General features: G+C 57.0%; 25 protein-coding genes and 1 tRNA gene. 9 read left to right on the plus strand and 17 right to left on the minus strand.

All coding sequences use genetic code 11. The features are described from left to right. Nucleotides 1–108: 108 nt before the first annotated feature. The 3 genes from C4520_08935 to C4520_08945 all read right to left on the minus strand — a co-directional run bounded on the left by C4520_08935 (nt 109) and on the right by C4520_08945 (nt 4,051). On the minus strand, nt 109–411 hold the full coding sequence (locus C4520_08935; protein RJP21912.1) for a DUF1330 domain-containing protein: 303 nt from the start codon (nt 409–411) through the stop codon (nt 109–111). Between the two features lie 71 nt (nt 412–482). Continuing rightward, nucleotides 483–1,616 (minus strand): 2-hydroxyacyl-CoA dehydratase, encoded by a 1,134-nt coding sequence (locus C4520_08940; GenBank protein RJP21913.1) that lies wholly within the window; start codon nt 1,614–1,616, stop codon nt 483–485. A 32-nt stretch (nt 1,617–1,648) separates the two neighbouring features. Further along, a complete protein-coding gene (locus tag C4520_08945; protein ID RJP21914.1) occupies nt 1,649–4,051 on the minus strand; it encodes a penicillin acylase family protein in 2,403 nt (800 codons plus the stop codon). A gap of 170 nt (nt 4,052–4,221) precedes the next feature. Here C4520_08945 and C4520_08950 point away from each other — a divergent pair, with 170 nt between their 5' ends. Then, on the plus strand, nt 4,222–5,193 hold the full coding sequence (locus tag C4520_08950; protein RJP21915.1) for an ROK family protein: 972 nt from the start codon (nt 4,222–4,224) through the stop codon (nt 5,191–5,193). Nucleotides 5,194–5,245: 52 nt separating this feature from the next. Here C4520_08950 and mnmA read toward each other — a convergent pair whose 3' ends face one another. From mnmA to C4520_08970, 4 genes are read right to left on the minus strand one after another with little or no spacing between them, the layout of a single operon-like run. Continuing rightward, the gene (gene mnmA / locus C4520_08955) at nt 5,246–6,328 is read right to left on the minus strand and encodes a tRNA 2-thiouridine(34) synthase MnmA (protein RJP21916.1); all 1,083 of its coding nucleotides are present in this window, start codon (nt 6,326–6,328) and stop codon (nt 5,246–5,248) included. A 27-nt stretch (nt 6,329–6,355) separates the two neighbouring features. Next, complete coding sequence (locus C4520_08960; protein RJP21917.1) at nt 6,356–6,991, minus strand: polymer-forming cytoskeletal protein; 636 nt, start codon at nt 6,989–6,991, stop codon at nt 6,356–6,358. Between the two features lie 42 nt (nt 6,992–7,033). After that, nucleotides 7,034–7,942: a M23 family metallopeptidase gene (locus tag C4520_08965; protein ID RJP21918.1), complete on the minus strand. Its 909-nt coding sequence runs from the start codon at nt 7,940–7,942 to the stop codon at nt 7,034–7,036. Between the two features lie 30 nt (nt 7,943–7,972). Further along, nucleotides 7,973–8,197 (minus strand): hypothetical protein, encoded by a 225-nt coding sequence (locus tag C4520_08970; protein ID RJP21919.1) that lies wholly within the window; start codon nt 8,195–8,197, stop codon nt 7,973–7,975. Between the two features lie 86 nt (nt 8,198–8,283). Between C4520_08970 and C4520_08975 the strand changes: the two genes are divergently transcribed. The 6 genes from C4520_08975 to C4520_09000 are packed head-to-tail and all read left to right on the plus strand — an operon-like array spanning nt 8,284 to nt 12,535. Beyond that, the gene (locus C4520_08975; GenBank protein RJP21920.1) at nt 8,284–8,700 is read left to right on the plus strand and encodes a hypothetical protein; all 417 of its coding nucleotides are present in this window, start codon (nt 8,284–8,286) and stop codon (nt 8,698–8,700) included. A 4-nt stretch (nt 8,701–8,704) separates the two neighbouring features. After that, nucleotides 8,705–9,133 (plus strand): MBL fold metallo-hydrolase, encoded by a 429-nt coding sequence (locus C4520_08980; GenBank protein ID RJP21921.1) that lies wholly within the window; start codon nt 8,705–8,707, stop codon nt 9,131–9,133. After that, nucleotides 9,133–9,618 carry a DUF1232 domain-containing protein gene (locus tag C4520_08985; GenBank protein RJP21922.1) on the plus strand — a complete coding sequence of 162 codons (486 nt, stop codon included), beginning with the start codon at nt 9,133–9,135 and terminating at the stop codon, nt 9,616–9,618. Before C4520_08980 ends, C4520_08985 begins: the two co-directional genes overlap by 1 nt. Nucleotides 9,619–9,621: 3 nt before the next feature. Further along, nucleotides 9,622–9,969 carry a hypothetical protein gene (locus C4520_08990; GenBank protein ID RJP21923.1) on the plus strand — a complete coding sequence of 116 codons (348 nt, stop codon included), beginning with the start codon at nt 9,622–9,624 and terminating at the stop codon, nt 9,967–9,969. 20 nt (nt 9,970–9,989) lie between these two features. Next, nucleotides 9,990–11,018, plus strand: coding sequence for a response regulator (locus tag C4520_08995; GenBank protein ID RJP21924.1), 1,029 nt, complete (start codon nt 9,990–9,992; stop codon nt 11,016–11,018). A 23-nt stretch (nt 11,019–11,041) separates the two neighbouring features. Further along, nucleotides 11,042–12,535, plus strand: a complete 1,494-nt coding sequence (locus tag C4520_09000) for a hypothetical protein (GenBank protein RJP21925.1) — start codon at nt 11,042–11,044, stop codon at nt 12,533–12,535. A 64-nt stretch (nt 12,536–12,599) separates the two neighbouring features. Here the strand turns inward: C4520_09000 and C4520_09005 are convergent, their stop codons facing one another. The 10 genes from C4520_09005 to C4520_09050 all read right to left on the minus strand — a co-directional run bounded on the left by C4520_09005 (nt 12,600) and on the right by C4520_09050 (nt 22,596). Next, complete coding sequence (locus tag C4520_09005) at nt 12,600–13,451, minus strand: 2-oxoacid:ferredoxin oxidoreductase subunit beta (GenBank protein ID RJP21926.1); 852 nt, start codon at nt 13,449–13,451, stop codon at nt 12,600–12,602. 53 nt (nt 13,452–13,504) lie between these two features. Further along, nucleotides 13,505–15,265, minus strand: a complete 1,761-nt coding sequence (locus tag C4520_09010) for a 2-oxoacid:acceptor oxidoreductase subunit alpha (protein RJP21927.1) — start codon at nt 15,263–15,265, stop codon at nt 13,505–13,507. A gap of 212 nt (nt 15,266–15,477) precedes the next feature. After that, nucleotides 15,478–16,530: an SH3 domain-containing protein gene (locus C4520_09015; GenBank protein RJP21928.1), complete on the minus strand. Its 1,053-nt coding sequence runs from the start codon at nt 16,528–16,530 to the stop codon at nt 15,478–15,480. 24 nt (nt 16,531–16,554) lie between these two features. Beyond that, entirely contained in the window at nt 16,555–16,938 is a 384-nt protein-coding gene (locus C4520_09020) for a deaminase (GenBank protein RJP21929.1), read from the minus strand. A gap of 11 nt (nt 16,939–16,949) precedes the next feature. Then, nucleotides 16,950–18,281: a 3-phosphoshikimate 1-carboxyvinyltransferase gene (gene aroA, locus C4520_09025; GenBank protein RJP21930.1), complete on the minus strand. Its 1,332-nt coding sequence runs from the start codon at nt 18,279–18,281 to the stop codon at nt 16,950–16,952. A 20-nt stretch (nt 18,282–18,301) separates the two neighbouring features. After that, the gene (locus tag C4520_09030) at nt 18,302–18,709 is read right to left on the minus strand and encodes a hypothetical protein (protein RJP21931.1); all 408 of its coding nucleotides are present in this window, start codon (nt 18,707–18,709) and stop codon (nt 18,302–18,304) included. Between the two features lie 16 nt (nt 18,710–18,725). Next, nucleotides 18,726–19,058 carry a hypothetical protein gene (locus tag C4520_09035; protein ID RJP21932.1) on the minus strand — a complete coding sequence of 111 codons (333 nt, stop codon included), beginning with the start codon at nt 19,056–19,058 and terminating at the stop codon, nt 18,726–18,728. Nucleotides 19,059–19,118: 60 nt separating this feature from the next. Then, complete coding sequence (gene thrS, locus C4520_09040) at nt 19,119–21,035, minus strand: threonine--tRNA ligase (GenBank protein RJP21933.1); 1,917 nt, start codon at nt 21,033–21,035, stop codon at nt 19,119–19,121. Nucleotides 21,036–21,162: 127 nt separating this feature from the next. Then, nucleotides 21,163–21,239, minus strand: a tRNA-Val gene (locus C4520_09045). 82 nt (nt 21,240–21,321) lie between these two features. Beyond that, entirely contained in the window at nt 21,322–22,596 is a 1,275-nt protein-coding gene (locus tag C4520_09050; GenBank protein ID RJP21934.1) for an NAD-dependent epimerase/dehydratase family protein, read from the minus strand. A gap of 105 nt (nt 22,597–22,701) precedes the next feature. Between C4520_09050 and C4520_09055 the strand changes: the two genes are divergently transcribed. Together C4520_09055 and C4520_09060 are read left to right on the plus strand one after the other, a co-directional pair. Beyond that, the gene (locus C4520_09055; GenBank protein ID RJP21935.1) at nt 22,702–23,769 is read left to right on the plus strand and encodes an isocitrate/isopropylmalate dehydrogenase family protein; all 1,068 of its coding nucleotides are present in this window, start codon (nt 22,702–22,704) and stop codon (nt 23,767–23,769) included. A gap of 18 nt (nt 23,770–23,787) precedes the next feature. Then, nucleotides 23,788–25,206 (plus strand): hypothetical protein, encoded by a 1,419-nt coding sequence (locus C4520_09060; protein RJP21936.1) that lies wholly within the window; start codon nt 23,788–23,790, stop codon nt 25,204–25,206. Nucleotides 25,207–25,373: the final 167 nt, after the last annotated feature.

The following is a 25,373-nucleotide window of genomic DNA, read 5'->3' on the forward strand; positions in this document are numbered from 1 at the left end:
TTTGATCGCGACTTTGCTCAAGAAATCTGCTGGTGGGATTACTTAAGGCAACTCAAGAACTTATGTGGGAATTCCCCACCCGGTTTGCGGAATCGCTGATCATTCCATTCATTCCCCGGAAGAGGGAACCCCTTCGACGATGATCGCTCTGTCTCGCGTGGACCGCTCTCTGATGTCGCGCAAGGCGGCGTAGTCCGGGGAGCTGATCCATCCCCGCAGGGCTTCAGCTGACGGAAACTCGATCAGGATAATGCGTTCCGGCCGCCAATCGCCCGAAAGCGTCCTGATGTTTCCGCCGCGAGCGAGGTAGCGCCCGCCGTATTTTTCGACAGTAGCGGGCACTTTTCGCACGTATTCGGAATAGAGGGCCTGGTCGATCACTTCGATGTCTATTATGAGATAGACCTGCATACTAATTCTCCGGCGAAATTTCACCTCACAAAGCACATGTAAGCTGCGAGGGTATAGGAGCCTGTTTGCGCCTATTGCGAGATCATTTCGAGAAAACTTTGAATCCGGGTGCGCAACTGTCCGTGGCCCGGCCCGAGGCGGTGCTCGGTCTCGATGACCATGTTGGGGATGCCGTTGGCTTCCTTAAGCCAGCCGCTCAATAAAGGTTGTTCGGCCAGATGGGGGTCACAGAATTTCTGGATTATGAAAATGAGAGCCTCGGCCCGGCTCTCGCGCATGCCTTCGAGAATATATTCGAGCCGCCGCCTGACCGGCAGCCGGCTGGGACAGGGGATCCGCCCGACATAGCGGCGCGCAAGCGCCTCGAAGGGGTCCTGCGCCGGCTCGACGAGATCGTAAAAGCCGCGCGAACCGGTGCACAGGTCATCACCGACAATGGCCGCGCCGGCCTCTTCGATAACCTTCAGTATCTCCGGATCGTGCAACTCGCTTCCGGAAACATAGATCCTGTGCGGGTCTTGCCCGCAACCGGCCGCTCTCATGATGTGTCCGATGAGCGATTCGACCGCGTCCGAGAAGTCCTCCGGCGGCATCAGCGAGCCTGCAAGAACGACATCGAGCACCTTACTGCCGGCGATCGGACTGGGGTTCGCCGCGCGAACCGAGTACAGCCGTTTCAGAACGGAGCGTTTCCTGTTGGCGGCGTCGATGGCTTTGTGCAGAGAATCTTCCGTGATTGTCCGGCCTGAATATTCCTCGAGAGCTTCAGCCAGTTTCTTCAATTCCCGGGCCATCTGCCCGATCGAACTTTCGCTCGGGAAATACGGAGGTGAAAACATGTAGGCAAAATCCGTTTTGATATTGCGCTGCCAGATGCCGAACAATCCGCATGTGGCGTCGCAGGTATAGGCGTGCACGATTCCATCGAGGTAGTCGAATCCGCCCTTGAGCGCCATATCGAGCACTCCCCGCACGAACGGACACACGAAACTCTGGATGAGCGTGTCGGCCTGAGTGATGTCTTCCGTTCCGCCGAACAGGCGAACCGGATGTATTCCCGCCGCGTACAGCAGCTCTTCGGGCGTGTACGTGCAGAAGTATCCGAATATCTTCTTAGCTGTCCGCTTTTTCAGGTCGCGCAAATAGTCGGCGCGATTCCGGATAATCTCGCTGAAGAATGTCTCGGTTGTCGTTTCCCTGATCATTGTGACTTGTTCTCTCCGTCTGCGGGCGTCGCCTACCGGCTGTTGGGCATTAGTTGCAGATGCCCCTCGACGCCTCCAATGAAATCCTGTTTGTTCATCATGAGCGGGATATACTCGCCCCTCAGCCACCGGCCGGCATAATCGTCATAATGGGCGTTCAGAGGATGGCCGGATTGGCCGGTGGTGTGGATGCCGAGGGTGGTGTGCAGCCCGGAAAAATCCATGATATGGCGGATAGATGCGGCCATGCTTACCACGTATGGTTCATTGAATTCGAAGGTGCCGCGGTTGATTGTCTCTCCGTCTCCCGGGAACGGGAAGGGTCCGAGATTAAACAGCCGCTTTGCGATGCTGCTCTTATCCAGGGGATGTCGGAACTGGACTGTGTGTGCACTGTCCCAGCGCCAGTCAAACATGTTTTTCCCGTATTTTTCTTCCAGCGCATTGACGGCCTGCTTGAAGCTCAGGATTATAATCTCGTCACGCGTTTCAACCGGCCCTGTCTTCACGTTGTCGAACCAGCGGGAGTCTTCGTTCATCAATTCGACAAACCGCTCCAGCCACAGGTAATACTGGCTGAGGTAGTCGGATGCGAGGCTCTTCCCGAATTCATCCGAAAACGTGTTGAGCGCGAATCTGAGAAGAAACTCATGGTACAGGAGCGAAGCCGGGCTATCAGTGGAATTTTTGCCGTCCCACACCGTCAGCAGGCGCGCCGCCTCCCGCAGGTTCTGCTGCTGCAGCGTCAAGAGCGCCGGCTCGATTCTGTTGCAGATAAGCTGCGCCAGGAGCGAGGTATCATCCATCTGCATGCGGGCGATGTCCTCGACGTCGTGGCGCTCTTTCTCGTCGATGAGATCGGTGATGCGCCGGCTCCGAAAATTCGGCGCCCATTCCGCGGAAAGGAAATGCGGATAGTCGTCGCCGACAACGCGGTTGTTTGCCGTCACCAGGTAGCCTCGTGCGGGATTGAACTCATGCGGCAACTCCTCAAAGGGAATCCAGCCCTGCCATGCGGTGGCGCTCTTCCAGCCGTCTCGCGGGAAAACGCCGTTGCCGTCCGGCCGGATTGGGATCAGGCCGGCTCCGGAGTACCCGATGTTTCCATCGGTGTCGGCATAAATGAAATTTTGCGGAGCAACGCCGAAATGTTGTAGCGCCTGCCGAAACTCGTTCCAATTTTGGGCTGTGTTGATTCCGAGCAGAGCTTCGAAATCCGGCGTCGGCTCAAATCCGGTCCAACTGAGACTGACGACGTTCATTGCCTTTGGGATCGCGTCATTCATCACCGGCCCATGGATCGTGCGCCGGATTTCTTTTTCTATATAGAGGAGCTCGCCTTCATCCGCCCGAAAGGGTATGCGTTCGCGCGTAGTGTCCATATCGACCCATGCGCCGTCGAATTCGTACTGGTTCGGGTCGTCAGGATTGACCCGCTCGATAAAGATATCCTGCACGTCGGCATTCATGTTGGTTATTCCCCAGCCGATGTGGCGGTTGTGCCCGAGCAGCGGCAGGGGCGTTCCCGGCACGAGAGCACCTATCACATCGAGTCCTCCACCCATCAGATGGACGTAATACCAGATGGACGGCATGCGCGTGCCGCTCAAATGAGGATCATTCGCGAGGATGGCCGCGCCGCTGGTTGTCCGTGAGGGAGCGAGCACCCAGCTATTGCTGCCGCCGCACGTCCCGATGATGCCGCCAAGAACACGCGAGCCGCCGAGAAGGCTTGTCTGCATCATGCGCTCAACTGTGCCCGCATCAAGGATAAAGGGACCGGTTGCAGGATAAACAGGAGATAAGTCAGCGGCTCGGTCGGCGCCCACTTGGGCCGCGATTCTCATCATCACGATCTCGCTCTCATGATTTTTTGAAAGCTGCCAGCCGAGCAGCCGGGAGATCGCCAGGCTGTCCGGCGGTTGCCACGGCTCCGGCGTGTACTTCAGCAGGCGGAATTCGGGCGGCAGCGAGCTTGCTTTTTCCAGATATGCGTTCACTCCGTCCGAGAATGCGGACAGCATGGCTGCGCTTTCGGGAGAAAGCTGTTCCCATTGCCGGCGGGCGGTCCGCTCGAGTCCGATGGTGCGCATGAGCAGATCGGTGCGGAGAACGGTTTCCCCGAGGATTTCCGCGAGGCGCCCGGTGGCTGCGCGGCGCGTTAAGTCCATCTGCCACAACCGATCCTGCGCCGTCACATAGCCGACGGCAAACATCAGGTCGCGCCGGTTCTCGGCGTAAATGTGCGGAATGCCATACTCGTCGCGATATACATCCACCTGCGCCGACAACCCTTTCACGTTTATCTTTCCCGATACTTCGGGCAGCGATCGGCCGAGCTGGATGCGGACAATTCCGACCAGGATAAGGCCGGCGACCATGAGAAGGAAAAGAATTCCCCCAATGATGTTTCTTTTCTTCATGTTTACTTTCATGAAATGATTAATTGGTGCGGGTAGTGGCGTTTATTGGGCTTCATTCTAGCTATCGCCACAGCCCATGTCAATGGGTGAACCCGGCGGGGGCCCAGCGGGCGGGCGGTTTTTCCTGGATGCCTTCTGTTTTCCTTTTGAAATAACATCTCGGTTGCTGTACAATCTGGTTCATGAAAGAAAAGCGCATTGTTGCTCTTGATGTCGGCGGCACGAAGTTGGCCGCCGCTGTCTTTGAGGGGAGACAGATGCTGGCGAGCGGGCGCAGGCCGACGCTTGTGGAAGGCGGACCCGACGAGGTCTTCGGGCGGATCGCGATGCTGTTGTATTCGCTGCTGGACAAGACGGGAACGCGCGCGGGAGATTTGCTTTGCATCGGCGCCGGCTGCGGGGGTCCGCTCGATTCCGAGACCGGCGTGATCTATTCGCCTCCCAACCTGCCCGCCTGGGACGAGTACCCGCTCAAGCAGAAGCTTGAGGCCCAGTTCTTGGCGCCCGCATTTGTGGAGAACGACGCCAATGCCGCCGCGCTGGGGGAACATTATTTCGGCGCCGGAAAAGGTTATCGCAACATCTTCTACATCACCGCGAGCACCGGTATCGGATCCGGAATCATATTGGACGGCAAATTATACCGCGGAACCAACTATTCGGCCGGCGAATTCGGGCATATCGTGCTCGCCCGCAACGGGCCGAGGTGCAATTGCGGCGGCCGCGGCTGCCTTGAGGCGCTTGCCTCCGGAACCGCCATAGCCCGGCGCGCGCAGCGGGAAATCCGCCGGAATTCCGAATCAACTTTGGCGGAGATTATCGAGAGAGGCGGGCGGATTACCGCGCGAGAGGTTGCCGCGGCCGCACGAAAGGGCGACCGGCTGGCGAGCGAGATCTTTTCGGATGCCGCCGAATATCTCGGTCTCGGCATCACGACGGTCATCCATTTGCTGAACCCTGAGCTGGTTATCATTGGAGGCGGCCTGGCGCAGACGGGGTCGCAACTTTTTGAGCCGGTTCGCCGCGTTGTTTCGCAGCGCGCGCAGAGGCGTCTTGCCGACTGCGCGCAGATAGTCCCCGCGCAGATGGGAGTAAATGTCGGTGTGTATGGGGCACTCGCCGTTGCTCTTGAAAGGACCGGACAGGCCGGCTGAAGGTGTGGGCGGTTATTTCTTTTTGGTCTCGATCGTTGAGAAGAAATGAATGCTAGCGAGCGGCTTCAGCGATTGTTCCGCCGCCGATAACTAATTCGCCGTCGTAGAAGACGACCGCCTGTCCGGGAGCGATTGCGCGCTGGGCCCGGTCGAATCGTACGCTCACCTTCCCCTCTTCAAGAGGAGAAATCGTCGCAGGGCTTTCCTCGTGTTTATATCGGATTCTCGCCTTTGCGCGCATGCGGTCATCCAGCCTTTTTATGGAAATCCAGTTCATTTTTTCCGCCACGAGCGCATCGGAAAGCACGTGCTCCGACTCACCGACAAGAACGGCATTTTTGGCGAGATCGAACCCGATCACATAAAGAGGCCGCTCGAAAGCTATGCCGAGACCGCGTCTCTGACCGATGGTATAGTTGGCGATGCCGGAATGTGTGCCGAGGACCCTGCCGCTGACGTGAATGATCGGGCCGGACTGGAACGCGCCGGGCGCGAGCGTGGAAAGAAGGTCTCTGTAGTCTCCTCCGGTAACGAAGCAGATTTCCTGGCTCTCCTTTTTTTCTGCGGTCGCCAGGCCGAGTTCCCGCGCGAGTTTGCGTATCACGCTCTTCGTGTACTCCCCGACCGGAAACTTTATGCGGGCCAACTGGCGCTGTGTCAATTCATAGAGGAAATAGGACTGGTCCTTCAGGAGGTCCTTACCCTTCATCAGAAGGTACCTGCCGGAGTCTGCATTGAACGAGATCCGCGCGTAATGACCGGTTGCGACAGAATCGGCTCCCAGCGTGCTCGCCTTTCGCAGCATCAGGTTGAATTTGATCTCGGTGTTGCAGCGGATGCAGGGATTGGGCGTTCGCCCGATCAGGTATTCGGCGCAAAACGGCTCGACCACATGTTTTCGAAAGGCGGCCTTGACGTTGGAAACATAATGGGGAGAATTCAGTTTTGCGCAAACGCGGCGGGCATCGGCGGCATCGATTGAAGAGCAGCAACGGCGCTCCGAGTCATCGGTTTCGGCCTCATCCCATACCTTCATGGTGAGGCCGATGATGTCGAAACCCTGCCGCTTGAGGATGGCCGCGGCGACTGAGCTATCTACGCCGCCGCTCATCAGCGCCAGTACGGTTTCAGGCATTGAAGGAAACCGCCCGCAAAGGGCGGATCAGTTCTTCTCCCCTTTCGCGGCGGGAGAGACCTCATGCTTGTCCTCGGACGGACGCGGCAGGCGCTGTCCCTGCTGTTGCTGCTGCGGCTGTTTAGCGCCGTCGCCTTGATTCATGGTGCATCTCCCTTCGAAGATGACGCCTTCGGCGACGACGAATTTTGATGCTGCGGTGGTTACATCGCCGTACATCCGGCCGGTTGAAAGCACCTCGACTTTCTCGCGGCCGTGCACGTTTCCGTGAACAGTGCCTCCGATAACGACAAGAGCTGCGGTCACATTGGCCTTTACCATTCCTTTTTCTCCGATAATAACGGTCGAATCGGAGCGGATGTTGCCTTCCACGTTTCCGTCGATGCGAAGCGTCCCGCGCGAGTGGAGGTCTCCCTTGATCAAGGAACCGGGGCCGATGATCGTATCAACCTTATCGGTGTTTGTTGTCATCTGAGGACTCCTCGTTGGAAAAATGGGTTTTTCATGGTCGTTATCTGAATTGGGTTTCTTTTTTCCGAAAATATCCATTGGGGGCTCCCGTTGCGCATGCGGCTCTTGGGGTGGCTGACTACCTCCCTGATACTCGCCTGTTTCTCCCTGCTCCCATTCATGAAAAAAACCGCTGTCCGAAGAGTTTGTCATGCGGACCGGCGGGGGACTTGCCTCTTTTCGAAAGCGGCCGACTTATTCTACCAAATACTGGTATGGGTTTACAAGCTGGTTATTGTAACGGACTTCATAATGAAGATGGGGACCCGTGCTTCGGCCGCTGCTGCCGACGTGGGCGATTACATCGCCCCGCATCACCATGTCGCCCCGCTTCACAAATAATTTGGCCGCGTGTCCATATCTGGTGGTATAGCCGTAGCCGTGTTCTATCTCCACCATTCTCCCCATGCCCTCGCTCCAGCCGGCGAACGAAACGATGCCGTCGGCCGGCGCGACTATAGGTGTTTTGCGGGGGGCAACGATATCGCAGCCCTCATGGAATCTATTATCGCCGCTGATAGGGTCTTCGCGATACCCGAACGCGGAGCTGATCCAGGCATCCTGCGAGCATACCGGGTTTATCGAGGGGATGCTCGACAATCGAGCTTTTTCCCGCTCAAAGATCTGAAGAACCTCCTCAAAACTGTTCTTTAAATCGCTGGAGCCTTTCTTGAGGTCCCCGGGTGAAAACAGTCTTGGAAGATCGGGGGATTCCGGGAAGACCTCTGCGTAGTCAAACACATCGTCGGAAGGAGACGGCCCACCCTGACCGCCACCCATGGGAGGGCCTTCCATCCGGTCGCGCGGCTCAAGGCCCGCCATGGTCCGCAGTTTTTCCTCCAGGTCCTTGAGCATGGCAAACTCACGGTTGAGTTGGGAAAGCTCGACGTCCCGGTGCTTGAGCTGCGTTTCGAGGGAGGCGATCCGGTCCGCTTTCGACTGTCTCCACGTGTAGCCGACAAGCACAAGGGCCAGAAAAGAAATGATTAATAGGGAAGCGGCCCCAGCGGCCGCTCGACGGAGGGATTTCAGAGATAATTCAAAACTATAAACGTCTCGTCCGGGCGAGTTTGGCACAATCAGGACGTTCCACTTTTTCTGCATCTCGTCCTCGGATAGTATGACTGTCTGTTTCTATACTGCCTCTTTCGTGTGTAAGCCTTTGAGAATCCTAAGGATCAGAACAAACGACACCGCGTGAATCTGAGCTATTATAGCATGGACGTCCCGGGACGTCAAGTTTAAAATGCCTTCCCCTCCTATCCGTGGAAACGTAGTGTTTCTTGCGGAAATTTCGTTCTGCTCCCGGGCCGCTGCATTTTGGAGCGATTTTATGCTCTGCACCACCTTTACTCGCAAGAGGAAAAGGCGCCTCTACACCCCGTTCTCCTTCATTGACAAGCTTTTAAAATGGGTGCTATAATCCGAAAAAGGGAAGGACACGCATGATTGAGATTGGAGATGGGATATACTGCGAGACCGGCTGGGAGGGAGCGAATGTCGGCGCGTTGAAGACAGGCGAGGGCGCCGTCCTGATCGACAGTCCGATGCTCCCACGCGATGCGCTCAGATGGCGGGAACAGGTTTCGGAGGTAATATCGGGACCGCCGGTCCTGCTGATAAACACCGATTACCATTTCGATCATGTGATGACGGACTCGCTCCTGTGTGAGCGGGTGGTTGCTCATGCGCTGGTCGAGCCGGCTTTTTCGGCGCAGGACGGCGAGGTGTACGTCCAGATGGCGCAGGGTTTTTTCCCCGAAATAGACGAGGTTTCAAAGCAAGAGATCAGCAGGCTGAGGCCGGGTTACCCGATCATCACGTTCAGCGAGAATCTGGTGCTCAACCTCGCGCCGGATTGAGGTGATGCACGTGGGGGGACACACTCCGGCCACGTCGATTATCTATCTGCCGGAGGCGGGTGTTGTATTTACCGGAGATGTGCACGTGCATAACCGCCATCCGTACACCGGAGACGGTAATCTGCTGGAGTGGATTGAAGCGCTCAGGCGGATAGAGCGGATGGAAGTGAGCACGGTCGTTCCGGGACATGGCGAGGTGTGCGATTTGTCTTCGGTGAGCCGGTTGCTCCAATTTTTTGAGGCGATGAGAGAGCAAACCTTTCAATTAGTTGAGCAGGGATGCGGTCGCAGAGAGATTGAGGAGCGCATCGATCTCCTCTCGTTTTTTCCGGTCGAGTCTGGAAAAGAGGCGCGGATGCAGGCGTTTATCAGGCTTGGCGCCGGCAGAATGTTCAATCAGCTCTTCGAAACGGCGATGGATCGGTGGAGCTGATGGGTGGGACGATGAACAAGGACAAGAGGGAGGCCGGGGTAAATATCCTCTGGTTACCGACGATTCTGGCGCTGGGTATTCTTTACGTCATCAGCAAAATAGATGTGATGCCGGACGTCATACCCTTCTTTGGGCAGCTCGACGACGTCATAGTGGCTCTGGCGATCGTCTGGTTCTTTACGACCTGGCTGCCAAAAAACCGGCACAAGGTTTACTGGTCGAAGAAGGCGGATGAGAGACGGAGGAGTTCTCAGCCGGAGGATCGGCAAAGCACAGCTGCGCAGGAGGAGCCGTTCAATCCGTTTCGCATTCTGAACGTCGAAAAGAACGCCTCGCAGGAGGAGATAAAGCGGGCCTATCGCAAGTTGATGGCCAAGTATCATCCGGATAAAGTGAATCACCTGGGCGAGGAGTTTCAGCGGCTGGCTCACGCGAAGGTGGTAGAGATCATGAAGGCATACGAGCTGTTGAGCGGAAAGGAGTAAGGCATGCCCTTTTGCCCGAGGTGCCGAAGCGAATATCAACAGGGAATCAGCCGATGCCCTGATTGCAGGGAGGAGCTTGTGCGCCATCTTCCGCCGGAAGACGTCGATGCCGATCCTCGCAAGCAACTGGTGGACGTTTTTGTGGCGGCCGGCGACGAGGAGGGGCTGGTTGTGAAAGGTCTTCTGGAGAGCGAGGGCATATCATGTTCGCTCAGTTCTGATATACCGCATTCTGTTGTGCCGCTGAACATCGATGGGTTGGGCGCCGTTCGGATCAAGGTTGCGGAGGAAGACGCAGAACGAGCTTTGGAACTGATTCAACAACATCAGGAGCAAACCAGCGGAGACTGAACTCTCCTGCAGATAAAACGATGTCTTCAGAAAAAGACCAGTACGATCGCGCACAGCGCAAGCAGGCGCTTGTTCTCATTGTTGACGACCACAAGCTGACGCGAGAACTGCTGAAAACATACTTGCGAGGCGTAGAATTCGCCACGATTGAAGCCGAAAACGGCCAGGAGGCGTTAAGCAAGCTCGCCTCGCACTTGCCCGACCTGGTGATCCTCGACCTGTTGATGCCATTGCTTGACGGCTTCGAGGTGTGCCGGCAGATAAAAGAAAACCCGCGTACCGCATTGCTGCCCGTCATTGTCGCCACCGGCCTCGACGATTTCGACGCGAAAATGAAGGCGCTCGAGGCAGGCGCCGACGATTTCATTCACAAACCGGTCAACGAGCAGGAACTGCTCATGAGGGTGAAAAACCACCTGCGTATTAAGCAGCTCACCGATGACCTGGAGAATGCGGAAAATGTGATCGTTGCGCTCATTCGCACCGTCGAAGCGAAGGACCCGTATACCCGCGGGCATTCCGAACGAGTCGCGAAATACGCGCGCAAAATGGCCGAAAGCCTGAAAATGGACGATTCGCGGATGCAGGTGTTGCGGCGGGCAGCCATGCTGCACGACCTGGGGAAGATCGGATTGGACGACGCCATTATTCGCTCACCGGACAAGCTCACCAACGAGGAGCGCGAGAAGGTTCATAATCACCCATCCATCGGCATCGAGATCATCAAGTCGCTGTCGTTTCTCTCAGATGTACTCGACCCGATCAGGGCGCATCACGAGCGCTTCGACGGCACCGGGTATCCCGCCCGCCTTGCGCGCGACAAGATCCCGGTCGAAGCGCGCATCATAGCTGTCGCCGACACGTATGATGCGCTTACCACCGACCGCCCCTACCGCAAAGCAGTCGATCAGAAAGCGGCGTTTGCGGAAATGGAGGCGAGCGCGGCATCGGGTCAGCTTGACCCGAACCTCGTGGCGAAATTCATCGAGGTGATGGCGCGCGAAGAGCGGGAGTCGCCGGAATCTCAAGACGAAAACGGTCGGTCCTAACATAACGATAAAGGCCTGAAAATTTGCCGCTGCTGAAAAACCTCAACATTCACGGTTCCCAAAAGGTCCTCATAGTTGTTCTGGTGGCGTTCCTGACAGCAGCGGGATTCCTCGTTGGACTCGTGCCGAAGACGCGCGCCTTCCGCGCGCATCGAATGCAGGCATATCTGGACACCGTCAAGGAGCGGCGGGTTAACGTCGTATTCATCACCATCGACACGATCAGGCAAGACCGCGTGAGCGCCTACAGGAAGGGAGCGGTCAAGACGCCGAATCTCGATGCTTTTTTTGCGAGAGGCGTCGGTTTTACGAACGCGAACACGTGCGTGCCCATAACGCTGCCATCCCACGTTTCGATTCTCACCGGTTTCTACCCCACCTTTCACGGTGTAAGAGATAACGGGCTTTACGCGCTCCGGAAAACGGGAATAACGGTGACCGAGGCCTTGAGGGAACGCGGCTACAGCACGGCGGCGTTTGTGAGCAGTTTCGTCCTCAACAAGAAGTTCGGACTCGACAAAGGTTTTGATGTCTATGACGATGATCTGTCGGATTCTTTCCTGCGCCAAATCGAATGGAATCTGAGCGGGAATATTTATCCGGGCACGTATAACGGGTATGAACGGCGGGCCGATGAGGTGACGGCGGCCGCGTCCGAGTGGCTCGATCAGAATCGGCAAACCCCTTTTTTCCTCTGGGTCCACTATTACGATCCGCACGCTCCGTATTACGCATACAACTCCGATCTGTCGAGCATTGAGAAGAAAACGCCCCCCGATGAGCAGCGCGACGCAAGTATGGAGTCGGTTCTGCGGGAGAGCAAAGACTGTTATGATACCGAGGTTGTATTCACCGACAGTTGGGTGGGCCGACTGCTGGACAAGATCGAGGCGCTCGATCTATCCGAATCGACGTTCGTTGTAATAGTGGGCGATCACGGGGAAAGCCTGGGAGAGCATGAATATTACTTCGAGCACGGCGCGCGCCTGTTCGACAACATCTTGAAGGTGCCGCTGATGCTTCGCCTCCCGTATGAGGGCCCGAACGGCATTGCGATCGACAGTCTTGTAAGGACAATTGATATTGTTCCGACCGTATATCATCTTCTGGGCATAAGACCTTCAGATGCAGTGCATGGTAAGAGCCTTATTCCGTTGATCTTCAGGCTGTCTGACGACGCTCCATCCGAAAGCTACGCCGAGACGCTTTTGCCGCCGCGCGTGGGCGAACATGAACTGCGGGCGTTTACGACGGACCGCTACAAATTCATCTTTGCGCCGGCGGTAAACGGCTATGCTCTATACGACCTGAGGAACGATCCGGACGAGACACGCAATGTGCTTGAGTTGGCCCGGGAGAATCCGGAAGCCTATAAGAAACAATATCAGCCCGTTCTTCTTGAATTGAAAAAACGTCTCGAAGACGTGATCAGGTCAACCGGCTCCGGCGTCCCATCAATTATCGAAGCGCCCGATGAAGAAACGAAGAAGGCTCTGAAGGCGCTCGGCTACATGTAGAATCCACAATCTGACGGTTTCGCTCTATGCCGGTAACCGGCGATGCTTCCGGCCCTTCCAGTTCTCAGGGCACGAATTGATTCAGGAGGGTTTCTATGGAGGGGACTCCGCGGCTTTTTGCGTCTTCTCTTTGTCCGAGGATTCTCTCCCAGTAAGTAGGTCTTCTCTCCCGATAGATGATGCCGAGCGGCAACCGTTCCTTCTCCAGCGAGACGGCCACGGCTTGCGCTTTGTCGGCGGGATCATGCCGTTCATCGAGGTAATAGGTGCGCTCCTTTATCTCGTCATATCCCTTCATTCCGCGCCAGGTGATGCACGGACTGATGATGTGGATGAGGGCGAAGCCGGGGTGATGGATCCCTTCAACGATTAAAGACGCAAGATGTTTCACATCGGCCGAATGCCCCCTTGCGACAAACGAGACGCCGTACGCGAGAGCGAGGCTGACGGCATCGAGCGGCTCATCGATTGTTCCGTACGTGCTCGTGGTTGTGATGTCATCGAACGGTGTGGTGGGCGAAGCCTGCCCTTTGGTGAGCGCGTAAATACTGTTGTCCATAATCAGGAAGGTGATGTCGACGTTTCTGCGCGCGATATGAGGAATGTGTCCGCCGCCGATGCTGAGGGCGTCTCCGTCGCCGCCGACGGCGACCACCGTGAGTTCCGGTTTTGCCAGTTTCACGCCTGTCGCAATCGGCAACGACCTGCCGTGCACGGAATTAAAGCCGTACACGTTGACATAACCGGGCAAACGGCTCGAACACCCGATGCCGGAGACCAGCACGATATCTTCGCGCGGCACATCCAGCCGCCCGAACGCCTGGAAAACGGCGCTGAGGACTCCGTAATTGCCGCAGCCGGGGCACCACACCGGCTTGACCTCTTTTTTGAATTGTTTTACGCTGCCATCTGACATTTTCAATCACCTCGGGGCGAGAGCGCCGCGCGCCTGCATTTACAAAAGCTCCTTCAGACGCGCACGCCGCCGGTCACCTCCTGCTCTATTTTCCGATAGATCTCTTCGACAGTGAAGGGAATCCCTCCGCTCCGTTTCAGGAGGACGACGTCGTCGGGCAGGCGATAGCTCGATTTCAGGTACTTCAGGAATTGGGCGGAATAGGACATCTCGACCACAATCACTTTCTTGAGCGGTTTCAGGAACGCCTCGAAATCCTCGTAGGCCGGCGGATAAATAAGCTGCGGCACGAGGCCCGCCACTTTGATCCCGTGTTCTTCGGCTCGCAGGATCGCTTCCTTTATCGCTCCCTTTGAAGAGCCCCACCCTATGACGCCGACCTCCGCGCCGCTCGAACCGTAGCGCCTCACGTACGGCCAGCGCCGGCGCAGCGTCTCGAGTTTGCGGAATCGCTTGGCGTTCATTTGTTCGTGCATCTGGGGAGAGGAGGTCGGATTTCCGTATTCATCATGCTCGATTCCGGCGGCGGTGTACTCGCCGTGTTTAATGCCGGGAAACGACATCGGCGAGATACCGCTTTCGTTGAGGAGGTACCGCTTGAAATTACTGAGCTCTCCCGGTCCCGGGACCGGACGCTCGCAGACTTTAATGCGGTTCGCATCGAATTTGGGTACCGATTCCTTCCGCTGTCCGATGAACTGATCGGACAGAATGATCACCGGAAGCTGGTACTCCTCCGCAATACAGACCGCGTCCATCGCGACGGTGAAGCAGTCCTCGACGTCCGCAGGCGCCAGAACCACGCGCGGGGCGTCCCCGTGCGTGCCGTAAAGGGCCTGCTGGAGGTCGGACTGCTCGCTCTTGGTCGGCATGCCGGTGCTCGGGCCGACACGCTGCACGTCGACAATGACCACGGGTATCTCCGCGAGCGAGGCGAGACCGATCATCTCATTCATGAGTGATAGACCGGGACCGGAGGTCGCTGTCATTGCCCGCTTGCCGGAATACGAGGCGCCAAGGGCCATCCCCAAGGCGGCTATCTCATCCTCCGCCTGCACCCATACCCCATCGTACAGCGGCATCAAGCGAGCCAGATATTCAATGATTTCCGAAGCAGGCGTTATCGGATAGCCGGCGAAAAAACCGACACCGGCCGCTATCGCGCCAAGCGCAAGAGCCTCATTGCCGGAAATAACCATTTTTGGCTCTGCCCTCCGATACGAGAAAATGAGCTGATCACGCCTCTGCACGTGTTCGCGCACATAGGCGGCGCCGGCCTCGAACAGACCGAGGTTCAGATCAACGACGGCGTCGCCCTTTTTCTGAAACCTTTTCCTGAGAGCGGCCTGGATCGCATCTGCATGAAACCCGAACATCTCCGAAAGCACTCCCAGCATCACCATATTCTTGCCGGGGCCGCGACCGGTGCGCGAAGCGGCGATCTGCTGGAGCGGAATCTTGTAGAGGACGGGATGCGCCGAACGCGGCAGTGGAATATCTTCATCCGGTGTCGGATCGGCGGAATCACAGAGCACGACCGCCCCCTCTTTTATTTCCAATTCGGAGCGAAACTTGGCGTAGTCTTTCCAGTTGAAAGCGACAAGAACATCCAGCTTGTCACCTTGCGAGAGTATGGGGTCTTCACCCACCCGAATCTTGCACGAGCTTTCGCCGCCGCGTATCTGCGATCCGAAGCTCTTGAGCATGAAGCTGTACAATCCCTCACTGGCGGCCGCCCAGACCAGGAAGTCGCCCGCGACGATCACGCCATCGCCCCCGCTCCCTGCTATTCCCAATGTTAGATCCGTTCTCATCGACTTCTTTGCAAAAATACTCCATTGCTTATAAATATGTCCAAACCTGCTTAGTGTAATCTATTAGAGTCGAATCTTTATTTAATATGTCACTTATTGAGCAGGTGCGCAAAAAAGACTGGATTTGTCTGAAATTGCCGCGCTGAGAATAGAACAGGGGGCGGAATGTGGCAGGTTAGACGAAGACTATTTCTTAAAACGATGCGGTCTTCTCAATCATCGTCCGGGCCGGTTGTGCGAAGACGAAGAAGGAGAGGGAGCCGATCGCTGATTTTCGAATAGAACTCCTGAGGTGAAGCGGCGGCCGACCGAACATCGAGCAATTGTGGGGCATCAATCGACTCTACAGTCATGTCCTCATCAGCGATAAAGAGGTGGTCGTATATCTTGCCCGTTAGCTCTCCTTTAGGATCCAGGACCGAGCCGGCGCCTCTGGTGCGTACTTGCGCCTCGATCGAGTCCTGGAGATCAGCGGCGGAAACACCGAAAGTTCCCGCGACGAGCACGTCTCGCTCCGAGGGATTGGCTGTCCGAATGTCGGCAATCGCCTTGTCCAAGCTTTTAAGACTCTGCTCGCCATTTCCGGGAGAGGAATAGACCCCGAAAAGGAAGTCGATTCCCGTTGACGACTTATTCGTGGGCGCCTCGAAGCAGCCGAATGCGATGATGGGAGCTGGCGTTTCGTCCGGAGCCGTTTCGAGAGGCTGCATCTTAATATTCTTCGATTCGGGACATGCTCTAATAATTGCAGTGCGATAAAGGATAGCGCACGAGAGCGGTAAATCGGCTGGCAGAGCGGCCCACTGCGCGCCCAGCTCGTCGAGCAGCGCGCGGCCTGAAACGGGGAAGTTTTCCTGCTCGACCCACGACAGTGCGATCACGTCGAAATAGCGCTCGATCACCTGTGCGGCCGCCTTGAGATCGAGCTCTTTCTGGGCTGGCGAGCCGATTTTCCAGTATCCGGCGCGAACGATCTCGCCGTCGCCTTCTGCTTCGGACACTTTTCTTGTCCATGCCCTGCTGACGTATCCGGGCACTCCGTTATCCAGCTTGATGTGGTACCAGTAGGGAAGGCTTTCCAGAAGTTCCGCCGATTCGTTGAATCGGAGGGACCCGATGGCCGGGCTGTCGGTATCCGGGCGATGCCGCACCCTCACCCGGTTTGTCACTTGGCCGACCGGAATAATGCGATCAGCCTCAGCCGCGGAACTGAGCAAAAGGATGCCGAGCACCAGAAAAAGAGCTGTGTTAATTCGCGATTTCATGATGGTTCTCCTTTGCGCCGCTGCCTATTCCGCATAGGCAGTGAGTTCGATTTCGATGCCGACATCTTTTGGCAGGCGGGCGACCTGGACGGCGCTGCGGGCCGGCGGATCGAAGGGAAAGAAGCGGGCATAGACGCCGTTGACCTTCGGGTAGTCCTCCATGTCGGCCAGAAAAATTGTCGCTTTGACGACATCGGCCAATGTGGCGCCTGCAGCCGCCAAAATTTTTTCTGCATTCTTCAGCACCAGTTCTGTCTGCTGTTCGATTGTGCCGGAGAATATCTGGTTCGTTGCCGGGTCTATGGGAATCTGGCCCGAAAGAAAGTAAAATTGCCCTGCTTTTATCGCCTGCGAATATGGGCCGACCGCCTTGGGTGCACCGGCGGCGGAAATTGACTTTTTGGTCATGGGAATCTCCTTTATCGATGCGGAACAACAACCGAATCCAGCGTCTTAAAGAAATTGGGAAACGAGGTCGAAACACAGGCTGTATCGGTAATGGTAACAGGCTCTTCGGCGACAAGAGCCGCCACGGCCATTGCCATTGCGATGCGGTGATCGCCATAGCTGTCGACGGTTCCGCCGCGCAGACGCTGCGGCCCCTCGACGATCATGCCGTCGGGTCTCTCGACAATGGAAGCGCCCAAGATCTTGAGATTGTTTGCGAGCGCAGCGATCCGATCGGTTTCCTTCACCCGCAGTTCCGCGGCTCCCTTGATCTCGGTCGAGCCTTCGGCTTTGAGGGCGAGAACGGTGATCACAGGGATCTCATCGATCAGCCTCGGTATGTCCGCTGAAGAAATACGGATGCTCTTGAGTCGGCGGCCGCCGCGAATGAGGATATCGCCTGCCGGCTCATCCAATCCGTTATCTTCTCTATCGGCACCCTGCACCTCGCCGCCCATTCTCCGGAGCACGTCCATGATGCCCGCGCGAGTCGGGTTCAATCCTGTGTTTCTTATCAGAATCTCGGAATCAGGAAGGAGAGCCGCCGCGGCCAGGAAAAATGCAGCCGAAGAGATATCGCCCGGCACGATAAGGCGTTGGCCATTCAGACGCGCCGGCCCAATGACCGAAGCGGTAAGTTCGCCGACGCGGATATCAGCTCCAAACCTGTGCAGCATTCGTTCCGTATGATCTCGCGACTTATACGGCTCACGGACGGTTGTAGTCCCGTTGCAATACAGTCCGGCCAGCAGGACTGCCGATTTCACCTGCGCGCTTGCCACGGGAGAATCGTACGAGATCGGTTTCAGATCGCCCGCCTCGATTTCGATAGGCGCAAGGCGATCTCCATTCCGCCCGCCCAGACGCGCCCCCATCTGCCGCAGCGGCCGGATGACGCGGTCCATCGGCCGCTTCCTGAGGTATTGATCCCCCGTGAGGCAGGAGGAGAAGGACTGCGCCGCCAGCAGGCCCATCAGCAGGCGCATTGTAGTGCCGGAGTTGCCGCAGTCAATGATGCCGGACGGCTCGCGAAGGCCGTGAAGCCCTGCGCCCTCGATCTCGACAAGCCCCGCCTCCCGCTCGAGGGCATTCACGCCGAGCATCCGCATCGCGTTCAAGGTCGACAGGCAATCCTCGGCCCGCAGGAAATTATGAATGATTGTTTGTCCTCGCGCAATCGAGCCCAAGAGGACGGCGCGGTGCGAGAGGGATTTATCGGGCGGGACACAAATATCTCCGGCCACAGATCGGGAAGGGTTGATAGTTTTCGACGCGCTGAAATCGGGTGAAGCCGGAGCAGCCATTGTTCGGAGCGGCAGAGCCGCTACATTTCCTGGTGAAGCGCTTTCAGCTTTGCGAGCTTATTTTCAATCGATTGGTATCGCGAGCTTTTCGGATGGTCAATCAGAAAGTCCTCGTAATGCTGGATAGCCATGTCGTACCTGCCGAGCTTTTCGTAGCAGACCGCGCGCCGAAATTCGGCGTTTTCCGCGCTGGAACTGTAAGGAAACTCCTTCAGATTGCGTTCCGTGATGTCGATTGCAAGCTGGTATCGGAACGTCATGTAGGCGAGATTGGCAAACATATAACAGAAATTGGGCGTCATCGCGAAGTTCGGATTATCTTTTCGAAGCACGCTTTCCGCCCAAAGGATCGACTGCGTGTTGCAACCGCCGTACAATACCACAGCCAAAATGGCAAGCACGAGGATTTTCTTCCACTGAGAGACCATGGCCCCCTCCCTCTTTTTATGGAATCAAATTCCTGACCATATTGATGAGTCCGTCGACACTGCGGACTCCTTGAACCATGAATACATAATACAGCAATGCGACGATGAGAAGCAAAATCGCGGCTTGCGGAATCCATTTGCCCAGGTTCAAGCCCTTTTTCTTCTGGTGTTCAAGCTGTTTCACGCGGTTCTGGAAGGCGTTCATGTTCTGGAAACATTCATCGCCGCAGTAGACGCCGCCCGGCATCTTCTTTACGCACTTCTCACACAGCGGCTTGTGGCATTGCTTGCAGCGGGCAACTGCGGTACGTTCGGGATGGTTAATGCAGCGGGATGGAGCCTGCGCCATGGCTTGTTCCTCCTCCTGAAAAGGTTGCTTCCGGAATTATTTGAGGCATGTGTTTGTGGTTCAAGGGCCATCGCCGAAGCCGGCTATTTCAGCCTGGAGAGCCTTCAGGAAATCCTCGAATTTCTGAGGGCCGGTGTCGCCCGTGCCGTGGCGCCGGACGGACACGCTTCCGCTGGAGATTTCCTTATCGCCCACCACCAGCATGTACGGTATTTTCTGCAATTCGGCCTCGCGGATCTTGAGGCCGATCTTGTCATCCCGCATATCGGCTTCGGCCCGGATGCCGGCCTCGATCATTTTCTCGAGGAGTTCGGCCGCATACGGCCGGTGCGCTTCGCCTACCGGCAGCAGCATCGCTTGCACCGGCGCCAGGAATGTCGGGAAGGCGCCGGCGAAGTGCTCGGTGAGGATGCCGATGAAGCGCTCGATCGAGCCGAAGACCGTCCGGTGGATCATGACGGGCCGGTGGCGCTGGTTGTCTGAACCGATATAAGAAAGATCGAATTTCTCGGGCATTGCGAAATCGAGCTGGATCGTGGCGCACTGCCACGTCCGGCCAAGGCAGTCGCGGATGTGGAAATCGATTTTAGGGCCGTAAAACGCGCCGTCGCCTTCGTTCACTTTGTAGGGCATCTCGATGCGGTTGAGGGCCGTCGCGAGCGCACCGGTTGCGTGTTCCCACATCTCGTCGGTGCCGATGTACTTCTCCGGCTTCGTCGACAACTCGACCGTGTACTCGAACCCGAACGTCTTGTACATGCGACCCACGAAATGGATCACGTTGATGACCTCATCGACGATCTGTTCGGGTAAAAGGAAAATGTGCGCATCGTCCTGCGTGAACTGGCGCACACGGAATAGACCCATCAGCACGCCCGACTTTTCGTGCCGGTGCACGAGGCCAAGCTCGGCCACGCGCATCGGAAACTCGCGATAGCTATGGAGTCTGGTCTTGTAAATAAGCAAGCCGCCGGGGCAGTTCATCGGTTTGATGGCGAAATCGCGTTCGTCAATCGTGATGAAATACATATTCTCGCGGTAGTTTTCCCAGTGGCCGGACTGCTCCCAGAGCGAGCGCGTGAGGATGATGGGCGTGCGCACCTCCGCATAACCCTCCTTCCGATGCTCGCGCCGCCAGAAATCGAGCAATGCATTCCAGATTACCATCCCTTTCGCATGGAAAAAAGCGAACCCGGGTCCTTCCTCATGGAAACTGAACAGATCAAGTTCGCGCCCCAGTTTGCGATGGTCGCGTCTTTTTGCCTCCTCGAGGAGGCGCAGGTGCTCCTTGAGGTCCTTCTCTTTAGCGAACGAGGTGCCGTAAATCCGTTGGAGCATCTTATTGCGCTCGTCGCCGCGCCAATATGCGCCGGCGAGGCTGGTGAGTTTGAAGGCCTTGATGTAGGAGCTGTCGGGCACGTGCGGACCGGTGCACAAGTCGACGAATTCACCCATTTCGTAGAGGCTGACGGTGTCGTCCTCGATGCCCTCGATCAGCTCGACTTTATAGTGTTCGTTTCGCTTGCGGAAACGCTCGAGCGCCTCGTTGCGCGCGACCTCGTGACGCCGGAAGGGGATGTGGCGGGAGACAAGCTCGCGCATCTTGTTTTCAATTTTTTCGAGGTCCTCTTCGGTAAAGCCGCCGGGCTTGTCGAAATCGTAATAGAACCCGCCCTCAATTGAAGGCCCGATGCCGAATTTGGTTTCGGGATACAGCTCCTGCACCGCGTGAGCCATGAGGTGCGAGCTGCTGTGGCGGAAGACGTCGCGCCCTTCCTCGGAATCGAATGTAAGAAATTCGACGGAGGCGTCTTCATTGATTCTGGCCGATAGATCAAGGAGTCTTCCGTCGATTCGCGCGACAAGCGCCTCCTTTGCAAGGCGCCTGCTGAGCGATTGCGCGATCTCGGCGAGAGTCACCCCGCGCTCGAATTTTTTTTCCGAGCCATCCGGAAGTTTTATGGTTATCTCCGCCATCGCTTGGCGAGGCCTTTCATTTTTCCTGGTCTCCCGTGAGAGACCGTAGTATTCCGTGCCCTTGAACACAAAAAACAAGACATAAGGTCTTGTTGCAGGCATGAAAACAGAACAAATTTTAATTTTTTGGTGGGCGCTAGTGGACTTGAACCACTGACCCCTTGCATGTCAAGCAAGTACTCTAACCAACTGAGCTAAGCGCCCCCGATATGCAGTTGAATATTACCACTTTACGGAAGAAAAGTCAAAGGTGGCACGGGCTTCCAGTTGGTGGATCAAAGCTCTCCTAGAGTCTGCCCTCCCGCATGATTTTGAAGCCTTCATCGGAGAGGCGGTCGAAGAATGCGACCGGATCGATGCACATTTCGGGGGCGACGACGCCGCGCCTGGTAATTGCCCCTTCGAGCAGCATCAGCGCCGCGAGTGCACACGGGGTGCCGGTTAAGGGGCGGATGCGGTCGATCATGTTGAAGACAAGGTGGCGGTCCTGCCCGTCTTTTCGGCCGGTCACGTCGATCCTGAGGCCCGAGTGCTTGACGCCGCCGACGCTGAACAGCTTCTGGATGCTGTGGATAAAGGCCGCAGTCGTGTCGATCCGTTTTGCCGAGCCGGTCATTCCGAGCGAGCGAACTATGCGGATGACTCTGTTGTTCCAGGAGGGATTGATGCTGCCGCGGACCTCGATGTTTTGTGCGTCGATTTCCTTCGGGAGCGTGATCGGTTCGGGATGGCCGAACAGGTACTCCGGCAGTTCGCCCAGCGGAGCGGGAAACTCGACCAGTTCCATCTCGCTGAAAGCCGGGACATTGATCTGTTTTCCTTTCCGCAAGACTGGAATCTGACCGGTGAAGCCATGGAGCGTATGCGCGAGGGCCGCCTTTCCTTCGGCGTCGCCCGAACCGGCCGCCCACGCGATCTTGACGTCGTCCATCTCGTCGAGAAGATTGGCGGCGAGGCGGGCGGCAAGATTCGAGATGCCCGGATTCCAGCCCATGCCGGTGAGAACGGTCACGCCCGCGCGGCGCGCCGCCGAATCGAGCGCGAACAGCTTGGGCAGCGGGTCGGCATCATCGCAGACGTCTATGTAGTGCGTTTTCGTTTCGATGGCGGCGGTGGCGACATTTGCGCCGTACTTGTAGAATGGGCCGGCACAGTTGATGACGAGGTCGAAATTTCCGAACGCGCCGACCAATGTCGATTTATGCTCAACATCGCAATGAAGCGCGCCGACATATCCCTTGAAGCGGCTGCAGAGTGAACGGGCTTTCTTGAGGTTTCGTCCGGCCACTGTGATCTGGTGCGGGGAATCCACCAGCTTCTGCACGACGTAGCTTCCGATGTCACCGTAGCCGCCAACAATGATAATTTTCACACTGATTCCGCCTTCATTGAACCTGAAACTGATCTGATAGAAGCCCTCTCCCCAGCGTATAGTAGCACATTTCAGGCCGTTTTTGAAGAAAATTTTAGCGGAAGCCATGTTTGATTCTGCTGACCGTCTCGTGATAGGATACCGAATCCGGGAAAATGCATGATGCGTGGCTCTGGGGACAGATACCATTCAACGAATTCAAGAAGACGTGAATTCCGTAAATGGTGTCAGTCCCTATCGCTTGTCAGATATAATTGCTGAGTCTCACAGTTCGCGCTCGCTGAGGAGGTATATATGAAGAACGTTGCGGTTCTTGGCGGGGATGGAGTCGGGCCGGAGATAACATCGGCCGCGGTTACCATCCTGAAAGAGGCCGGCTTTAGAATTGATATTCAGACGCCGCCGTGCGGTGAGGCGGTGGTCGATGATTTCGGGACTGCGTTCCCGGACGAGGCGCGCGAAGCGTGCGAGGCCGCTGACGCCATCCTGTTCGGCGCGACCGGCGAGGCGAGCATCATCATCATGGCGTATCTCCGGTTCTTTCTGAGGACGTACGCGAACGTGCGCCCGATGAAGTATTATCCCGGCTCCTATTCGCCGCTGTCGAACCCGGCCGACATCGATTTTGTCGTGATCCGTGAAAACCTCGAGGGGATGTATCCCGGCAGGGAGGGCGATATCTCAGATCTGGCGAAGGCGCTGCCCGATTATCATGACCTTTTGGGCAAGCGGTTCGCCGAGTTGGGCGAGGGAAAGTTCGCCATCCGCATCATCACGAAGGAAGGCGCCGACCGTATCGCGCGTTTCGCCTGCGAATTGGCGCGCAAGCGCAAGCGGAACGGCGGCAAGGGAAAAATCACGTGCGTGCACAAGGTGAACATGCTGCGCGAGTCGTGCGGCCTTTTCAAGCGGCGCGTCGAGGAAACGCTCAAGGGGTATCCCGAGCTTGCCTATGAACATTTTCATGTGGACGACGCGGCCCGCCGTTTGGTGCGGTTCCCGCAGGAGATGGACGTGATCGTGACGTCCAACATGTTCGGAGATATCCTTTCCGATCTGGGCGCCGAGCTGGTGGGCGGTCTCGGAATCGCTCCGAGCGGGTGCTACGGAAACGGGAAAGCCTACTTCGAGTCGGTCCACGGGTCGGCCCCCGATATCGCAGGAAAAGGTATTGTGAATCCGACGGCTACTATTCTGTCGGCGGCGATGATGCTCGAGTATCTTGGCCTGCAGTCCGAAGCCGCCGCTCTCGAGAAGGCGGTCGAAGCCGTCTACCGCGGGAGGAAGGCGCTCACGCGAGACCAGGGCGGCAGCGCCTCGACACTGGAGTTTGCCGAGGCGGTGCTCAGAGAGATCAGGTGAGAGAGGAAAGATTCGCCCATGCAGGGGAGAGGAATGAACACCCGAGAGACGCTTGATCACATATTCCATCCTGCCTCAGTCGCCATAGTGGGCGCATCGGACAATCCGCTGAAAATGAGTTACCGGTGCGTTCAGAGCTTTGCGGAAATCAATTATCCGGGAAAGGTGTATCCGATCAACGGCAGGCTCGAATCCATCTGCGGGTTTCCCGCTTACGCGAACCTGCTCGACGTGCCGGGCGACGTCGACCTGGTGATCATTGTCGTGCAGGCGCGGCACGTGAAGGAATCGCTCGAGGCAGCCGCACGAAAACATGCGGCCGGAGCCGTCATCATTTCCGCCGGATTCAAGGAGCTCGAGGATACGGCGGGCGCGGCTCTGCAGGCGGAGCTGAAAAGAATAGCGGATGATGCCGGCATCCGCATTATCGGCCCGAATACGTTCGGCATGGTGAACACAAAGGCGCGCCTGAACGCGTCGTTCACGCCGGTGTTCAATCATTTGAAGCCGGGCCCGATCAGCATGCTTGGCCAGAGCGGCGGCGTGTGTCATCTGGTCGGATTCCAGGCGATCGACGAGAGGGTGGGCATGAACAAGATCGTCGGGCTCGGCAACCGCTGCAATCTGGAGTTTCACGATCTGCTCGATTACCTCTGCGATGATCCCGAGACGCAGACGATCATCCTGTACGTCGAGGGAATCGAGAACCCGCGCAATCTGATGGAGGCCGCGCGCCGGGCGACGCGCAGAAAACCGCTGGTAGGGCTGAAGGTGGGACAATCGGCGGCGGCATCTCGCGCGGTGCAATCGCACACCGGCTCGCTTTCGGGCAGCCATTCATTGTATTACGCCGCTTTCGAGCAGGCGGGAATCGTGCCGGCGCAAGATACGGTCGAGCTGCTCGATGTGGCGAAGATTCTCACGCTCGCTCCGGCCGTCTCCGGCAACCGCGTGGCGATCATGTCGTTTCAGGCGGGTCCCGGCATCATGCTCACCGATCTGTGCGTGCAGCACGGACTGGCGATGGCCGAGCTTTCGCCCCAAACGGTGGCCGGCCTGAAAACACTATGGCCGGACCTCACGATCCGGACCAACCCGATCGATCTCGCCTTCGTCAGCGATATGGGCACGTTCGGCGATGCGGCACGCCTCGTGTTGCAGGACCGGAATGTGGACGCCCTCATCGTGTTCTACCTCGATGTCCTCTCGCTTTTCACCCTCGGCGTTTCACAGTACCTGATTCCGCTGGCGAAGGAGATCGGCAAGCCGATCATCGTATGCGCCAATTTTCCCGTCAGCCTCGCAAGCGAAATGACGGCCGACGGCATCGCAACCTTCGAGAACAATGGCATTCCGGTCTATCCCCTCCCGGAGCGCGCGGTAAAAGCGCTCAAGGGCCTCGTCCGCCGCAGCGAGATCCTGCGGCATTTCCGTTGAAACATCTTCTGTTTGGATCAGGCGAGTTCCTGGAACCACGGATTCACACAAAATATCACGGATTTCTTACGGATTTCTCTTTCCTCTCCCTGAGGGAGAGGAGTCAGGTGAGGGGGGATTTCCTTTCGGTGGCACAGGCATCTTGCCTGTGGTTTTGAGAGTCATAA

Source organism: Candidatus Abyssobacteria bacterium SURF_5 (genome assembly GCA_003598085.1).
Classification (GTDB): domain Bacteria; phylum Abyssobacteria; class SURF-5; order SURF-5; family SURF-5; genus SURF-5.

Excerpts from the sequence above, each read along its gene's own strand:
- aroA (RJP21930.1), bottom strand. The coding sequence starts at position 18,281 with ATGGCTGCTCCGGCTTCACCCGATTTCAGCGCGTCGAAAACTATCAAC.
- C4520_08985 (RJP21922.1), top strand. The coding sequence starts at position 9,133 with ATGGGTGGGACGATGAACAAGGACAAGAGGGAGGCCGGGGTAAATATC.
- thrS (RJP21933.1), bottom strand. The coding sequence starts at position 21,035 with ATGGCGGAGATAACCATAAAACTTCCGGATGGCTCGGAAAAAAAATTC.
- C4520_09055 (RJP21935.1), top strand. The coding sequence starts at position 22,702 with ATGAAGAACGTTGCGGTTCTTGGCGGGGATGGAGTCGGGCCGGAGATA.
- C4520_09035 (RJP21932.1), bottom strand. The coding sequence starts at position 19,058 with ATGGCGCAGGCTCCATCCCGCTGCATTAACCATCCCGAACGTACCGCA.
- C4520_09050 (RJP21934.1), bottom strand. The coding sequence starts at position 22,596 with ATGGTATCTGTCCCCAGAGCCACGCATCATGCATTTTCCCGGATTCGG.
- C4520_08965 (RJP21918.1), bottom strand. The coding sequence starts at position 7,942 with ATGCAGAAAAAGTGGAACGTCCTGATTGTGCCAAACTCGCCCGGACGA.
- C4520_08950 (RJP21915.1), top strand. The coding sequence starts at position 4,222 with ATGAAAGAAAAGCGCATTGTTGCTCTTGATGTCGGCGGCACGAAGTTG.
- C4520_09060 (RJP21936.1), top strand. The coding sequence starts at position 23,788 with ATGCAGGGGAGAGGAATGAACACCCGAGAGACGCTTGATCACATATTC.
- C4520_09030 (RJP21931.1), bottom strand. The coding sequence starts at position 18,709 with ATGGTCTCTCAGTGGAAGAAAATCCTCGTGCTTGCCATTTTGGCTGTG.
- C4520_08995 (RJP21924.1), top strand. The coding sequence starts at position 9,990 with ATGTCTTCAGAAAAAGACCAGTACGATCGCGCACAGCGCAAGCAGGCG.
- C4520_09020 (RJP21929.1), bottom strand. The coding sequence starts at position 16,938 with ATGACCAAAAAGTCAATTTCCGCCGCCGGTGCACCCAAGGCGGTCGGC.
- mnmA (RJP21916.1), bottom strand. The coding sequence starts at position 6,328 with ATGCCTGAAACCGTACTGGCGCTGATGAGCGGCGGCGTAGATAGCTCA.
- C4520_08975 (RJP21920.1), top strand. The coding sequence starts at position 8,284 with ATGATTGAGATTGGAGATGGGATATACTGCGAGACCGGCTGGGAGGGA.
- C4520_09015 (RJP21928.1), bottom strand. The coding sequence starts at position 16,530 with ATGAAATCGCGAATTAACACAGCTCTTTTTCTGGTGCTCGGCATCCTT.
- C4520_08940 (RJP21913.1), bottom strand. The coding sequence starts at position 1,616 with ATGATCAGGGAAACGACAACCGAGACATTCTTCAGCGAGATTATCCGG.
- C4520_08980 (RJP21921.1), top strand. The coding sequence starts at position 8,705 with ATGCACGTGGGGGGACACACTCCGGCCACGTCGATTATCTATCTGCCG.
- C4520_08945 (RJP21914.1), bottom strand. The coding sequence starts at position 4,051 with ATGAAAGTAAACATGAAGAAAAGAAACATCATTGGGGGAATTCTTTTC.
- C4520_08990 (RJP21923.1), top strand. The coding sequence starts at position 9,622 with ATGCCCTTTTGCCCGAGGTGCCGAAGCGAATATCAACAGGGAATCAGC.
- C4520_08960 (RJP21917.1), bottom strand. The coding sequence starts at position 6,991 with ATGACAAACTCTTCGGACAGCGGTTTTTTTCATGAATGGGAGCAGGGA.
- C4520_08935 (RJP21912.1), bottom strand. The coding sequence starts at position 411 with ATGCAGGTCTATCTCATAATAGACATCGAAGTGATCGACCAGGCCCTC.
- C4520_09010 (RJP21927.1), bottom strand. The coding sequence starts at position 15,265 with ATGAGAACGGATCTAACATTGGGAATAGCAGGGAGCGGGGGCGATGGC.
- C4520_09005 (RJP21926.1), bottom strand. The coding sequence starts at position 13,451 with ATGTCAGATGGCAGCGTAAAACAATTCAAAAAAGAGGTCAAGCCGGTG.